Below are 15,114 nucleotides of genomic sequence, written 5' to 3' on the forward strand. Positions count from 1 at the left end.
CCGATTGCGAAAATATGGGAAGTGAATGTGACTACGCTTATAACCGGTGCAGCCGGCTTCATTGGAATGCATGTCGCCGCCGCCTTGCTCGAACGCGGCGAGAAGGTCGTCGGTATCGACAATTTCACGCCATATTATTCGCTCGACCTCAAGCACGCACGCATCGCGCGCCTCAAAGCGCTCCACGGCGAATCCTTCTCATTTTCCGATGTCGATTTCGGCGACGCTGACGCGCTCGCTCGTGCACTTTCAACGAAGACGATCGATCGCATCGTTCACCTCGGCGCTCAACCCGGCGTGCGCTACTCGCTCGACAATCCCGCCGCCTACATCCACTCGAACATTTCGGGACACGTCAATATTCTTGAGCTGGCGCGCCATGGATCCATTTCGCATCTCGTGTATGCTTCGTCCTCGTCGGTCTACGGAATGCGATCGGATACACCTTTCAGGGTCTCCGATCGCGCTGACACGCCGATCTCGCTCTACGCAGCGACAAAACGCGCCGATGAACTGATGAGCGAAACCTACGCGCATCTCTTTCGGATACCGATGACTGGACTGCGCTTTTTCACCGTATATGGCCCATGGGGCAGGCCCGATATGGCTGTATGGAAGTTCACCGAAGCGGTGCTGCGCGGCCATCCGATCGACGTCTACAATCACGGCGACATGCTTCGAGATTTCACCTTTATCGACGATATCGTGAAAGGGGTCGTCCTGGCGCTCGATCATCCTCCTGAAGATGACAATCGAGAAAAGCCGGGCGGCTTCACGACGCCTCATCGGTTGTACAATATCGGTAACAACCGTCCCGAGCAACTAACAGATATGATTCAAACGATCGAGAAAGCATGCAATCGAAAAGCCGAGATCAACCTATTGCCGATGCAGGATGGCGATGTTCATCAAACCTTCGCAGACATCGAAGACATAAATCGAGATCTCGGATTTTCTCCGACAACGCCCATGACCGTCGGAATTCCGGCTTTCGTAAATTGGTATTTGGAAGAATGGATGAAGCGCTAAGCCGAAAGTCCATTGCCAAACCTTCAGCGACTTCGCTTTCGCGCTTATACAGAACGCCGGCAACAATGACAGCTCGCTGCGCGGTACTAGTTGATGGCTTTCAAATTTAAGGGAGCGCCATAACTGTTATGACGCCCCCCGACCGTTGGTGTGTGCAGAAGCAGCAACGGGAGCGGAGATGATCTGTACGGAACTACTGGTATTTGCAATGCCCAGTTCCCAAGTCGTCTCAATCACTGGATCAGCAAGGCGAGCAGACGCGGCGCGAGGTGGACCAGAGCACAGTCGGGCGGGGAAAGCCGCCGTCCATTTTACGTACCGGTGCAGTCAACTAACGTGAGGCTTTCAGCTATATGGATCACTACAGAGGAGTGTGACGCTCGGATTGCGCGTCGATTCTATCCCCCTTTCTCCCTTGTGAAGAATCACGACCGCAAATCATCGAGGCAGATACCGGCCTAGTTTTTGACGGTAGGAATGTGTCAATGGCTCGCGTAGAATTTGGCACCGGAGCCATTTCATGATTTGTAATCGCCATACTATAATTGCGCCGTCCGCCCGATCCAGCAGCGCGACCGATAGCCGTCATGGCGAGCATTCCTCTGCGTGCGCGCGTTTCTGTTTGCCAACGTGAGAAAATTGCGAACACCAACTCATTCCGGCCGCGGAACCCAATAATCCCAATTATCAAATGGACCACAATGGAAATCCACGAACCCATCCCCGGACTCAAGGTCATCACTCCGGATCGCCATGGCGATCACCGGGGTTTCTTTAGCGAGGTCTGGAATCAAAGGGGCTTTAGCGAGCTCGGGGTCGATATTGCCTTTGTTCAGGACAATATCTCATTCTCGGCGCAGGCCGGGACGGTGCGCGGTCTCCATTATCAATCGCCCCCTCACGCGCAGGTCAAACTGGTTCGCTGCGGTCGCGGGCGACTATTCGATGTCGCGGTGGATATCCGCAAAGGCTCCCCGACTTTCGGCAAATGGTTCGGGATCGAACTCAGCTTCGAGAACGCCAGACAACTCCTTGTCCCGGCGGGCTTTCTTCATGGGTTTATGACCCGCGAGGCCGATACGGAAATTTCATACAAATGCTCGGACTATTACGCTCCAGAGGCCGAAGGAACGATACGTTGGGACGACCCGGAGATTGGGATCGAGTGGCCGCTGTCCGGCACTCCCATACTTAGCGGCCGTGACGCAGAAGCCGGTCCGCTCGCCAGTCTGGACAGCCCCTTTTTGTGGCAGGGCAGCGCATGAAGATACTCGTCACAGGCGGAGCGGGGTTCATCGGTTCAGCAGTGGTTCGGCTGGCGATATCGCGCGGCTACGAGGTGGTGAACCTCGATGCGCTAACCTATGCGGCATGCCTCGAAAATCTTGCGACGGTCGCTGACAGCCCGCTATATAGTTTCGAGCATGCGGACATCCGTGATCGCGAGGCGCTCACCGAAATTTTCACCCGACATCGTCCGGATGCGGTCATGCATCTGGCAGCGGAATCGCATGTCGATCGTTCCATCGATGGTCCGGACGATTTCATCCAGACGAATATCGTGGGGACCTTCAATATTCTCGAGGCGGCCCGGAAATATTGGTCGGATGCGGGCAAACCCGACAAATTCCGCTTTCATCACATCAGCACGGATGAAGTCTTTGGCTCACTGTCAGCGGATCCCGCCGACCGTTTCCATGAAGAAACCCCCTATAGTCCGCGCAGCCCCTATTCCGCGTCGAAAGCCAGTTCCGACCATTTGGTAAGGGCGTGGCACGAAACCTATGGCTTGCCGGTCGTTCTCACAAATTGCTCGAACAACTATGGCCCCAATCAGTTTCCCGAAAAGCTGATCCCGGTCGTGATCCTTAACGCCGTTTCGGAGTGTCCGATCCCGATCTACGGCAATGGATCGAACGTCCGCGACTGGCTGTTTGTTCTCGATCACGCCGAGGCTTTGCTCCGGGTGGTCGAAGCGGGCCGTGTCGGGCGCAGCTATAACATCGGCGGCGACAATGAACGTTCGAATCTGGATATCGTCCAAGCCATATGCGCGATCCTGGACGATATTCGCCCGCGCGCGAACGGGAAGCCCTATGCCGATCTCATTACCTATGTCGCCGACCGCCCCGGTCACGACGCCCGCTATGCGATCGACGCATCGCGGGCGCGCGACGAGCTTGGCTGGCGCCCGTCAGTCACCGTCGAAGAAGGGCTGAGGACAACGATAGGCTGGTATCTCGACAATGAGAGCTGGTGGCGTCCGATGCTCGAACGTCAAGGCCTGGGTAAACGTCTCGGAACCGGGCGGAGGGCGGCGTGAATATCCTCGTTTTCGGACGAACCGGCCAAGTTGGCACCGAGCTTCGGAAATATGCCGGCATCACGACTTTGGGGAGAGCCGAGGCGGACCTTGCGGACCCCGCGGCCTGCGCGGCCGCCATTCGCAGCAATGCACCCGCAGCCGTAATCAATGCCGCAGCTTACACGTCGGTTGACCAAGCCGAAGAAGAAGAGGCGCTGGCCCGGGTAATAAATGCGGATGCCCCCGCCGCAATGGCTCGCATATGCGCCGAGATGGACATTCCCTTCGTCCATATTTCGACGGACTATGTCTTCGACGGCGCCAGCACGGAAGCCTCCGCCCCCGAAGACGCGACCCGCCCCATAAACGCTTATGGGAGAACGAAGCTTTGGGGTGAGGAAGCGATAAGAACGGCGGGAGGCCGTTACGCGATCCTTCGTACTTCCTGGGTCTTTTCCTCGCATGGCTCGAACTTCCTGAAAACCATGTTGCGATTATCCAAAACCCGCGACGTGATAAGCGTAGTCGAGGATCAGACAGGCGGACCAACCGCCGCGTCGGGGATCGCGGCGGCTTGCCTCTCGATCGCAGGACAACTGGCGACCGACGCCGCCAAATCCGGAACCTATCATTACAGCGGCACGCCGGACGTGAGCTGGTATGATTTCGCGTCAGAGATCCTTTCGAGGGCGGGCAGCGCGTCGGAACTCAGGCCCATTCCCGCAAGCGCCTATCCGGCGACCGCCGAACGACCGCCGAACTCTCGCCTCGATTGCAGTACGACCAAAGCCGCTTTCGGCCTGGCTCGTCCCGACTGGCGAGTTGCGCTGGATTCGGTACTGGAAGAATTGGAAGAAAGAGCATGACCGCACGCAAAGGCATCATCCTCGCGGGCGGTTCGGGGACCCGGCTGTATCCCATTACGGTCAGCGTCTCCAAGCAGCTGCTACCGATCTACGACAAGCCGATGATCTATTATCCACTGACCGCGCTGATGCTGGCGGGCATTCGGGATATCCTGATCATCACCACACCGCAGGATCAGGAGCAGTTTCAGCGTACCCTGGGCGACGGAAGCCAATGGGGCATCGCAATCAGCTATAAGACCCAGCCCAGCCCCGACGGCCTTGCACAGGCGTTCATCCTAGCCGAAGAGTTTCTGAACGGCGCCCCTTCCGCGATGGTCTTGGGCGACAACATCTTCTTCGGCCACGGCTTACCCGACCTTCTGCAGGAAGCTGATGCAAGTCCGGTTGGCGCAACGATCTTCGGTTATCATGTGGCCGACCCCCAACGCTATGGCGTGGTCGATTTCGACGAGCAGGGCAACGTTCGCGCAATTGTAGAAAAGCCAGCTGTGCCGCCTTCCAACTATGCCATCGCCGGACTGTATTTCGTCGACGGAACTGCGCCAGAACGCGCGCGCTCGGTTAAGCCGTCCGCCCGGGGGGAGCTTGAAATCACGACACTTCTCGAAAGCTATCTTCGCGACGAAACGCTCGCGATCAAGCGGATGGGTCGTGGCTATGCATGGCTCGACACCGGCACCCATGCATCGCTACTCGACGCGGGAAATTTCGTCCGCACGCTGACGGAGCGCCAGGGTCAACAGGTCGGCTCACCGGATGAAGTCGCGTATAATATGGGCTGGATCGATCAGGAAAAGCTGGCGATGCGTGCCCAAGATTTTGCCAAGAACGACTATGGAATTTATCTGAAGACGCTCAGCGAGACTGATGTTTGAAAATCGGTGCCGCTCACCAGCGTAGGAAGCGAGGCAGGATCAACCGGCCGGCGATCGCCGAAACCGGAACCGCCGACGCGTGCCACAGCGTGATATGAACGAGATCGTCGCTCGAACATAGCAAGGCGATGATCGACGCACCTGCTGCGCCCGCCGCAACTCCGATGACCCACCCAGCACGCGTCGGCGAGGTCGGCGCGCCGGCCCGAAGCCAAAGGAATAGTGCGGCACCGACGCCCAGCCCCGATACGATACCCTGCAATAGGCAGTGCACATCGAAGCCGCGCCGTGCCGCTTCCGTATGCGCATGGGCATCACCAAAGAATACGAAGAGCGCGGCGAGCGGTAGTGCCAACAACGCGCCGACGGCCCAGCGCCAGCCGCCATAGTCGCGCCCGACGCCCGGCAGCCCCATGCGCAGCGCACTCCACGCCGCAGCCACCCCGGTCGCTGCGACAAGCCAGAACGCAAGCATCGACAGCGGCGGCATCACGCCCCCTGCGAGGTCGGGCCGCATCCCGAACAGCCAGACGAGCACAGCTCCCGCGCCAAGCCAGCCCGCCGCGACCCATAGCGATCCGCCCATCACGCGCCGCGGCCGCACGGGAGTCAGATCGTCAGCCAGCCCGTCGATCAGATCGTCGATCGATGCGTCCTTCATCGTCATTCGCTTTCAATCAATTCGGCGAGCTTCTTTAGCCCGCGATGGATGTTCACCTTGACCAGCGACTCGCTCTGGCCGGAAATTTGCGACGCCTCGGCGATCGAGGCGCCTTCGATCTTTACCAGGGTGATTGCCTGCGCCTGTCCCGGCGGCAGCAAGGTCAACAGCTGGTCGATACTCAGCTTGGCATGTACCGCCTCGTCCTCGGCGCTGACCGCCGCGTCGTTGTCACCCAATTCGGCCTCGTCGCGCTGGCGACGGAGCATGTCGATCCAACGGTAGCGGGCAATTGCCGCAAGCCACGGCAGGAAGGCCCGTCCGCTGTCCCATGTCGCAAGTTTGCGGTGCATCGAAACCAGCGTCTCCTGGACCAGATCGTCGATGTGATGCGGCGCGATCCGTCGCGCGAAATAGCGGGTGAGCCATTTGCGGCTGTCGCCGAGCAACGTCCGATAGGCCGCACGATCCCCCCGCTGCGATGCCGCCATAAGGCGCGCCAGCGAAGGTTCGTCGATGCTCATTGCATTTATCCTGACCAAAACGGCGGAACGGGCGTGAAGCTATTGCAACAACGATCCTATCCGGACGCGGATGACGGCGTTTGAAGACCTGTTCGCCGATATCGCCGCGAAGGTTACACGAAAAGCGGCACAGGACCGACAGGCAATGATTTGGCAGGATGCCCCGGATAGAATATCCGGCGGCGACGACCCCAACCGCGAATGGAGATGATCGAGCGATGAATATTCTACTGACCGGTGGCGCGGGATATATCGGCAGCCATGTTGCGGCGCCGCTCGTAGCGGCCGGCCATCATGTGGTATGCTTTGACAATCTGTCGAACAGCGATCCCTCGGTCATGGAGCGGCTCGAAGCGATCACCGGCCAGGCGGTCCCGCTCGTTACCGGCGACATTCGCGACGGCGACGCGCTGCGCAAGGTCATCCGCGATCACGCGATCGAGGCGGTGATCCATTTCGCCGGGCTCAAAGCGGTCGGCGAATCGGTCACCGAGCCGATGAAATATTACGACAACAATGTTCGCGGCACATTGTCGCTGCTGGAAGCGATGGCCGACTGCGGCACGAAGACGCTCGTCTTCTCATCGAGCGCCACTGTCTACGGCCAGCCGCAATATCTGCCGCTCGACGAAAATCATCCGACCTCTGCGACCAATCCTTATGGCCGCACCAAGCTGATGATCGAGGAAATGCTGGCCGATGTCGCCGCCGCCGATCCCGAGTGGCGGATCGCGATCCTGCGCTATTTCAATCCGGTCGGCGCGCACGACAGCGGGCTGATCGGCGAGAATCCGAACGGCACCCCCAACAATCTGATGCCATTCGTCAGCCGCGTCGCGGCCGGGCGGCTCGCCGAACTGTCGGTGTTCGGCAATGATTACGACACGCCCGACGGCACCGGCGTACGCGACTATATCCATGTCGTGGACCTCGCCGACGGACACGTCGCCGCGCTCGATGCGATCGGCAAGGTCGACCAGCCGCTGTCGATCTGGAACCTCGGCACCGGACAGGGCTATTCTGTGCTCGACATGGTCGAAGCGTTCGAGCGCGTGAACGGGGTCAGCATCCCCTATCGCATCGCGCCGCGCCGCGACGGCGATGTCGCGAGCTGCTTTGCCAGCCCCGATCGCGCCGCGCGCGAACTGGGCTGGAGCGCGAACCGCGACCTCGACGCAATGTGTTCATCGAGCTGGCGTTTCGAGCGAATGCTCGCGACGCGAAATGCCGACTAACCGAGCAAACCCGCAGTCTCCACCAGCACCCAAAGGCCGATAACGAGGAACAGGGTCGCGGCGACCATGCGAACCTTGGCCAAATCGACGCGCTTGAGCAGTTCGTGGCCGAGGAAGATTGCGGGGACGTTGGCGATCATCATGCCGAGCGTGGTGCCCGCGGTAACCAGAAGAACGTTGTGATATTGCGCGCCGAGCGCGATCGTCGCGACCTGCGTCTTGTCGCCCATCTCGACGAGGAAGAAGGCGACGAGCGTCGTCAGGAACGCCCCGAAGCGCGGCTTCGGTGCCTCATCGTCCTCGAACTTGTCGGGGATCAGCGTCCACGCCGCCATCGCGACAAAGGAAAGCCCGATGGCGTAGCGGAAGACCGGACTGTCGAGGAAGGCCGCGGCCGATGCGCCCAGCAGCGCCGCGAGCGCATGATTGGCGAGCGTCGCGACCAATATGCCGAGGATGATCGGCACCGGGCGGTTGAACCGCGTCGCGAGCAGGATCGCAAGCAACTGCGTCTTGTCGCCGATTTCGGCGAGCGCAACGACAGCGGTCGAGGTTAACAGGGCTTCCATGAACCAACTCCGGGGCCGAGCGGCTTCGCGATTCCAATAGACATCAAACCCGCCGCCCGGCCCGGACGAAGGTCGATGCCATTGGTCTCGCCCAAGCGGTCTCCCGCTTCCACCGCACCACGACCTCTCGGCCGAGTATGTTGACACGGTGGCCCGCCCCGAAGGACGGCTGGCTACTCCCCAGATGACGTGGGCGGGTTAGACGGCTTGGCGGCTGGTTGCAAGTCTTCCGATGCCGCCCGTGCGGCAGTGTCGGACTTGGCGATGTCGGCATCCATTGCCTTTGCGCGCGCCTCAATCTCTTTCGCCGCCTTGTCGTATCGTTCCTCGAAACGCGGCTCGTCCTTGCATGCCGCGAGCAGCAACAGCGGAACAAGCAGGGTGGCGGCGCGCATCAATAATCCTTGCGATAACGGATGCTGAGGTTCGACTGGCCCGATCCGCCCGCTTGGCTGAGCAGCGACAGCGCCGGAGTCAGGCTAACCTCGAGCTGCGTCGCGGTATAGCCGCGCGCGTCGGTGATCACCTCCAGATAGATATCCTTGGTGATATATTGGCCGGCAGCCAACGCCGCGCCGCGCCCCACGGTATCGTCGGGGCCGAGCACGCGCAGTCGATCGATCCCCGTGGCCGATTGAAGCGATCCAAGCGGGCTCAATCCGCCACCCGTGCCGCTGAGCGTGTTGAGCGACGATGCGAGTTGCACCGCCTGCAGCGGCGACAGGGTGGTGATCGAATCGCCAAACAGGATGCGCGAGACGATCTCGTCCTGCGGCAAGCCCGGGACGCTCGAGAAGGCGATCTGCGGATTGCTCGCGCGCCCAGTGACGCTGATGCTGACCGTCACGGTTTCAATCGTGTCGCTGGCGAGCAGGCGGATCGCGGGATCGAAGGCCTCGCCCGTCGGGAAGGTCACCCGACCTTCCTGCAATTCGAACGAGCGGCCCGCGAAACCCAGCGTACCGCGCACCAGTTCGATCTCACCCGTAACGCGTGGATCCTGCGTCGTACCGCGCAGCACCACATCGGCCTTCCACTCGGATTCGAGCCCCATGCCGCTGACATAAATTTCGTCAGGGGCTTTCAATGCAATATCGAGGCGGATGAGGTCGAACAGGCTGCCGCCGACCGCCGCGAGCCCATCGCCGCTGACCCGCTGGCGCCCCGCAGGCGGCTTGCGCCGAACCCCGGTGAGCACTGGAACCTGCGCTGCGCCCTCGCGAATGATGCGATAGCGCGTTTCGGGAAGGCGCAGGCTGCCCGACAGCAGCGCTGTCTGTCCCGCGACCTTTTCAAGCGTCAGATTACCCGTCGCGCGTGCGGCGATATTCTCACTCTTGGCCAGCCGCGCATTATCGAGCGTCGCCGAAATATTCATCGGATAGCCGTCGGCCGACGCGAGGCTGATAAAGCCTTTCGCCTGCACCGTGCCGTCGCCAGCCGTCGCGGTAAGCTGCTCAATCTCGAGCCGGTTGCCGGTGAAGCGGCCGTTCACAACCATATTGGTCAACCGTGTGCCATAGGTCTGGTTTTCATAGACCATATCCTTGCCGCGAACGACGCCCTCCAGGCATGGATCGGACACGCTGCAGCTAAAATCGGCGGCGACCGCAATCGGTCCCGACACATGCTGCGTCGCCGGGCCAAAGAAGGAATAGAGAGTGTCGGCGGGTCCGTTGTAGCGGATGCCCCCGCCGAGCGGCGCTGCCATCAAACGTTCGGTCCAGGTGCCCGCACCAGCGCCCAGCGGACGCAGCGACGCCTGCAGACGCCCGATCACGCTGCCGCGCTTGCGCATCACCGCACGCGCCTCGCCGCCATCGGCAAGCAGCTTGCCCGCGAAATTGACATCGACCGGCTGGCTGACCGACGCCGCGGTCGTACGCGTGAAATCGGTGATCGTCAGTCGCGCGTCGGCACGCGGGAAGCTGTCGGAATTCGCCTGTTCGAAATCGAGGCTGCCCGTTGCGCGGCCGCCCAGCCCCATGTCGGGATAGACGGCATTGAGGATGGCCATATTGACGCGTTCGAGGCGGCTCTGAATCATAATCCCATCGCCGAAGCGGCCGGCGACACGAGCGCTGCTGCCGCGCCCCAGACTGACGTTCGTTGGTAGCAATTCATAACCGTCGGGGCCCGGAATAATGCGTGCGGGCGACGTGGTCCGGAAATTGATCCCTGTCGCCCGGCCCTTCACGGACGCGCGCCAGAGCTTGGGTTGAAGATCGGCGTTCGCTGCGATGCGGAACGGGACACCGCTCGTTCCTTCGACCAGCGCCTGCGCGCGCCCAGCGCCGTCGCGATAGTCGATCTTCGCGCGCCCGACGGCAATGTCATATTCGCGGATCTGAGTGTCGGCGATCTGGATGTCGGCAACTACATGCGGCGTGTCGTATAGGGTAACGTCCGCATCAACGATCGCCGACCCGACAGCGAGCTTCGCCGCGCCGGGGAGCACGACGTCGTTCGCGCGGACGTTGATCGCAGCCGCCTGATATTTTCCGGCGGCGGTCAGCCGGACGAGGCCGCCAAGCCCCTGCCCCGAAGCGTTGAGCTGACCGACGAAGGGCCCCGCGTCGCTCTTTACCAGTCTGCCGTTGAAGCCGATCCCCGACAGGTCACCGCGCTCGACATCGATCGTCAGCGGCCCCTTGGCTGTCAGCAGCACGACGTCAGCGGACAGTGGGCCATAATCGGTGTCACCGGTCGCCGCGAGCCGGTAGCCGTTCGGTGCGCCGTTGATCTTGGCCACCAGATTGGCGAGCCCGATCCCTAGGCCGGGACGTGCAGCCGTTACAACCGCGCGCGGGTCGGTGATCGTCCCGGCAAGCTGAACCCCGACAGGGCCATAGTCGGTTGAATGCGCCTGTGCGGTCAGGCGTATCTGTCCGTTCGGCGCATAACTTCCCTGCCCGCCCGTTACCCGCAGCCGCGGCGCCGACAGGCGGAGGCCCGAGAAGCGGATAATGCCGTCGGTGCCATAACGCACAGCGCTAGAAGCCGTCGCATTGCCGCCGAGGAAATCGCGCACGCCCGAATTGAACAGCTTGGTCGAGCGGGCGCGAACATTGCCGACGATCTCGAATCCGCCGCGCGGCGCGGTCTTCAGATCGGCGTCGGTATCGATGTCGAAAATGCCGACGCTTTCGATCCGATAATCGTTAATCCGCCCGTCGATCGCGCCGGTGTAAAAGCCTTTGTTGAGATCGGCGATGATGATTGCCTTGGCGTCGATGCGCGGCGAGCGCAGACGCAGATTGTCGCTGAGGATGCGGCCATTGCTGTACGCGAGGTCGCCGTCGAGCCGCACCTGGACCAACGTCCCGCCCGCAACCGTATCGAGGCCGCGGATGCGCGCGGCGCGTCCGGCTACCGGAATGACGATCTGGTCCGCATCCACGCGCGCCTTGCCCGCAAGCACGATCCCCTCGACGATGATGTCATTCACCGCGAGACTGTTGGCATTCGCCTGATAATCGACCGTCGGAAGCGCGAAGGCGCCATCGAGCGTCGCTGTAGCGCGTAGTCCATTGGCTCGCACCGCTGGCGCAATCGCGCTCGGGCGGAGAATATTGGCGGCGAGTTTCAGACCCTCGTAGCGACTGGTGCCAAGGTCGATTCCGCCGCTGATGCCGAGTTGTGCCGCGTCGGACGACAGCCGCCCGTCGATCGCGGCCTTACGGTCGTTGAGGCGTGCCGTAAGATCGATCGCCGTTTCGCTCCCCAGCAACTCAACGACCGGACCTGCGGCCATCAGGCGCGAAGCTTGCGCCTTCCCTTTTGCCGTAAAAGTGCCATCGCGCCCCGTCAGCGCGACGCGCGCGAGCGGCGCAGCGCCGAGGTTCGCGGTCAGATTGCCGTTCCAGGCTTTCCAATCACCGCGGCCGTCGAGCTTCGCGGTGAGCGTTTCCTTGAACCCACCCATTGCCGCGAGCACGCCGCCCTTGGGCGCCGTCATGTCGAGCGTCACCGCAAGCCGGTTCGCCTCGGGCACCGCGTCGAGTACAAGTTTCAACGCATCGCCCTCCCCGCCCCCACCGGCAATCGTCTCGGCATTGGCCGTGACCTGCGCGCGGCGGTCGGCGATCGCGATCTTGCCGTTCAATTTGGCAACCTGCCGCTCACCCGCAACGAGGGGCTCAAAGATGAAGCGGTCGACGCGCAACAGCCCGACGTCGATGTCGAGGTCGGGCAGCAACGGTTCGCCGGTGTCGGGAACGACTTTGAACTCGGGCAGCTTGCGCATCGTCATCGTCGCCGCGGTTGCCGAGCGAATGTCGACATGGTTCGCGAGATAGCGGATCGGCCGCCAGTCGACCTTGACCTCGGGCGACGCAAGGAAAACGCCCTTCGGATCGGACAGCGTAAGATTGCGGATGACCATCTGGCCATAAAGCGACCCGTCGAGCCGGCCGATGCCGATCTTCATCCCGTTTTCGAATTCATATTTCTCGATCTGGGTGACAACGAAACGCCGCCCCGCATCGCTATTGAGCCCGATAAGGAACAGCGCAAACAGCAGCACCAGCCCGAGCAGGCTCAGGCCGATCCAGCGCAATATCGTGAGCGGCCACGAACGCGATGCCTTTGCGGGCACGGTTTCGTCTTCGGCGAAGGCGGCGTCGTCAGCCATCAAAAGGCCTGCCCTATCGAAACATAGACGCTGACCCGCGCTTCACCAGGCTTTCGCCCGATCGGGGTAGCAATGTCGAAGCGCATCGGACCGAAGTTCGTGTAATAGCGCGCACCGATCCCGGCACCGAAGCGCAGATTTTGGAAAGTCGGCGCCGACGAGCGATAAACTTGCCCGGCGTCGACGAAGCCGACAACGCCGAAATTGCCAAAGCGATAGCGCGTCTCGAACGCCGCCTCGGCGACGCTGCGGCCGCCGATCGGATCGTTGTTCGGATCCTTCGGCCCAAGTTCCTGATAGCCGAATCCACGCACCGACCCGCCGCCGCCGGCATAGAAGCGCCGCGACGGCGCCAACCGCTCGCGCGCAGCCCCGAGGATCGAGCCAACGCGCACGCGCCCGGCCACGACGATGCTGTCGGTCACGGGATAATAGCCGCTGACGTCGGTCCGCAGCCGCGCATAAGGCGAGAAGCGACCCGCAAGCGAGCCTTCGGGCTGGATCAGCGATGTAATACGAAAGCCCTTGGTCGGGTTTAGCAGGCTGTCGGTCCGGTCCATCCCGACTTGCCCGGTCAGGCCGAGGATCGTGTAGAAATCATACGACCGCGCACCTTGGTTGAAATCATAATCATCCTCGCGCGTTGCGATCAGTTCGGCACCATAGGCATAGGTAAATTTCTTCTGCCAGATCGGCGTCGAGTCATAGCTGACGCGCACGCCGACGCGGCCCGTGATTGCGTTAAACGCATCATAGTTGCTGCGCGTGACCTCGGTGACGAGCTCCATGGTACGATCTCGGCGGCCCGCGTTCGAACGGCGAAGCGTTGCCCCGATCCCCTGTTCCTGCGTGCCCAATACCCCGCGAAAGGTCAGCGCACCTTCGGGCGGGAACAGGTTGCGATGAGTCCAGCTACCTTCAAGCCTGATCCCCTCGCCCGTCCCATAGCCGGCGCTGGCGGCCAGAGTGCGCGGGGGCCCCGCCTGCTGGGTCACCAGCATCGTCACATATTCGGTGTCGTCGCCCGCGTTCTCACCGGTTGGCTGCGGCTCGGCCGCGACCGTGGCGAACAAGCCGGTGGCAACCAGCGCCTGCCGAAGGTCGTCGACCATACGACTGTCATAGAGGTCGCCGCGCTTGAAGCGCGCGAGCACCGCGACATGCTCGGCATCGAAAGCAAGGTCGCCCGTCGTTTCGATCCCGCCGAAGCGCGACCGTTTCCCAATATCGACGGGCAAGGTATAGACGCCGTCGCCCGTAGCACCATCGAGCAATATGTCGCGCTGTCCGACCTTGGCGAAGGGATAGCCTTCCTGTGGCAGCTTGAGCGCGATCGCAGCTTCGGCGCCCTGAATCCGCTGTGCAACGATCGGTTCGCCGACGGCGAGCGGAAAATTGTCGGCGATCAGGGTCGGCGGAACGGTCGGCCCGGCATTAATGATGATATCAGCCAGCGTATAACGCTTGCCCGGTTTTACATCGATCACCGCGGTGATCGACCGACGCCGGCCCTGTTGCGTTTGCTGGCCTTGCTGACCCTCCTGCCCTTCCTCGCGTTCGCCGCGGTCGATGCGCGTGTCGACGACGGCGTCATAATAGCCTTCGGACGCAAGGATGCGCTGCATCAGTTCGCCATCTGCGGTCAGGCGCGCGCGGATCATCGCCGCATTGTCGACCTTTCCGTCGCCGTCATAAAGCGCCGACAAATCGCCGAACAGGTCGGCGAGATCGACGTCGGTACTGTCGTCGGCTGCGTCGAGCCCATTCACTTTTACCGAATAGGCGATCTCGACATTGCCCTTGTCATCCTCGGCTTCCGCAAACTGCACCGGCTCTACGTCGAAATTTTCGAGCGGAGGCAGCGGTGCCGCTAGCTCGCTGTCGGTGATCGGCGCGTCGCCAATCGCCTCCACCGCATCGCCGTCGGCGAGCGCGGGAACCGGTACGCCGTCAACCTTGGGCGGCTGCGTTTCGACGGTCGCATCGGCGCTGCCCTCGCCAGCCGGTTTGCGGCGTTTCGCCGCCTCGGCAGCCTGACGTTTTTCAAAATCGGCGATCGATTCGAGCGGACGGTCGAGTTCCGCATCGTCCTCTGCGCTGATCGGCGGAATCGCCTTTTCGAACTCATCATCCTCGATGATCGGGGCGACCTCAGGCAGGACGACATCGGGCGGAGGCGGCGACGGCACCGCGATCGGGTCTGCCTTGTTCGCGTCGAGTGTCCGGACGACCTGCGGCGGTTCGACCTGCTGCGCCTGCGCGGCGCCCGCCCAAGCGAGACAGAGAAAGGAGCAGGCACCGATCAATAGCGGCCGCATCCGCACGGGTCGGCGGCCTGACGATACACGCGAAATGTCAGATTTTTTCATCTGCTGGCCACCGATGCACACTTGTGGCTTGCGAGATATGGCTGT

General features: G+C 61.8%; 12 protein-coding genes and 1 riboswitch. Of the genes, 6 read left to right on the forward strand and 6 right to left on the reverse strand.

Going from position 1 to position 15,114, the window contains the following annotated elements; genetic code table 11:
- Positions 1-27: 27 nt before the first annotated feature.
- The 5 genes from SC1_RS10765 to rfbA all read left to right on the forward strand — a co-directional run bounded on the left by SC1_RS10765 (position 28) and on the right by rfbA (position 5,078).
- Positions 28-1,029, forward strand: a complete 1,002-nt coding sequence (locus SC1_RS10765; protein ID WP_062183968.1) for an NAD-dependent epimerase/dehydratase family protein — start codon at positions 28-30, stop codon at positions 1,027-1,029.
- 701 nt (positions 1,030-1,730) lie between these two features.
- Positions 1,731-2,294, forward strand: a complete 564-nt coding sequence (rfbC, locus tag SC1_RS10770) for a dTDP-4-dehydrorhamnose 3,5-epimerase (RefSeq protein WP_062181265.1) — start codon at positions 1,731-1,733, stop codon at positions 2,292-2,294.
- A complete protein-coding gene (gene rfbB / locus SC1_RS10775) occupies positions 2,291-3,352 on the forward strand; it encodes a dTDP-glucose 4,6-dehydratase (protein WP_062181268.1) in 1,062 nt (353 codons plus the stop codon). Before rfbC ends, rfbB begins: the two co-directional genes overlap by 4 nt.
- Positions 3,349-4,200: a dTDP-4-dehydrorhamnose reductase gene (rfbD, locus tag SC1_RS10780; RefSeq protein ID WP_062181271.1), complete on the forward strand. Its 852-nt coding sequence runs from the start codon at positions 3,349-3,351 to the stop codon at positions 4,198-4,200. Before rfbB ends, rfbD begins: the two co-directional genes overlap by 4 nt.
- A complete protein-coding gene (gene rfbA, locus SC1_RS10785; RefSeq protein ID WP_062181274.1) occupies positions 4,197-5,078 on the forward strand; it encodes a glucose-1-phosphate thymidylyltransferase RfbA in 882 nt (293 codons plus the stop codon). The genes rfbD and rfbA overlap by 4 nt, the downstream gene beginning before the upstream one ends.
- Positions 5,079-5,091: 13 nt before the next feature.
- Here the strand turns inward: rfbA and SC1_RS10790 are convergent, their stop codons facing one another.
- Together SC1_RS10790 and SC1_RS10795 are read right to left on the reverse strand one after the other, a co-directional pair.
- The gene (locus SC1_RS10790) at positions 5,092-5,745 is read right to left on the reverse strand and encodes an NrsF family protein (RefSeq protein WP_062181277.1); all 654 of its coding nucleotides are present in this window, start codon (positions 5,743-5,745) and stop codon (positions 5,092-5,094) included.
- Entirely contained in the window at positions 5,742-6,263 is a 522-nt protein-coding gene (locus SC1_RS10795; RefSeq protein ID WP_062181280.1) for a sigma-70 family RNA polymerase sigma factor, read from the reverse strand. The genes SC1_RS10790 and SC1_RS10795 overlap by 4 nt, the downstream gene beginning before the upstream one ends.
- 218 nt (positions 6,264-6,481) lie before the next feature.
- Between SC1_RS10795 and galE the strand changes: the two genes are divergently transcribed.
- Positions 6,482-7,498 carry a UDP-glucose 4-epimerase GalE gene (gene galE, locus SC1_RS10800; protein ID WP_062181283.1) on the forward strand — a complete coding sequence of 339 codons (1,017 nt, stop codon included), beginning with the start codon at positions 6,482-6,484 and terminating at the stop codon, positions 7,496-7,498.
- Here galE and SC1_RS10805 read toward each other — a convergent pair.
- The 4 genes from SC1_RS10805 to SC1_RS10820 all read right to left on the reverse strand — a co-directional run bounded on the left by SC1_RS10805 (position 7,495) and on the right by SC1_RS10820 (position 15,069).
- Entirely contained in the window at positions 7,495-8,067 is a 573-nt protein-coding gene (locus tag SC1_RS10805; RefSeq protein WP_062181286.1) for a TMEM165/GDT1 family protein, read from the reverse strand. The genes galE and SC1_RS10805 overlap by 4 nt on opposite strands.
- Before the next feature lie 18 nt (positions 8,068-8,085).
- A riboswitch (yybP-ykoY riboswitch) is annotated at positions 8,086-8,262 on the reverse strand.
- On the reverse strand, positions 8,241-8,462 hold the full coding sequence (locus SC1_RS10810) for a hypothetical protein (protein ID WP_062181288.1): 222 nt from the start codon (positions 8,460-8,462) through the stop codon (positions 8,241-8,243). (Overlaps the previous riboswitch by 22 nt.)
- Entirely contained in the window at positions 8,462-12,700 is a 4,239-nt protein-coding gene (locus SC1_RS10815) for a translocation/assembly module TamB domain-containing protein (RefSeq protein ID WP_062181290.1), read from the reverse strand. Before SC1_RS10815 ends, SC1_RS10810 begins: the two co-directional genes overlap by 1 nt.
- Positions 12,700-15,069, reverse strand: coding sequence for an autotransporter assembly complex family protein (locus SC1_RS10820; protein WP_062181293.1), 2,370 nt, complete (start codon positions 15,067-15,069; stop codon positions 12,700-12,702). The genes SC1_RS10815 and SC1_RS10820 overlap by 1 nt, the downstream gene beginning before the upstream one ends.
- Positions 15,070-15,114 lie beyond the last annotated feature (45 nt).

It is taken from the genome of Sphingopyxis sp. C-1 (assembly GCF_001047015.1).
Taxonomy (GTDB): domain Bacteria; phylum Pseudomonadota; class Alphaproteobacteria; order Sphingomonadales; family Sphingomonadaceae; genus Sphingopyxis.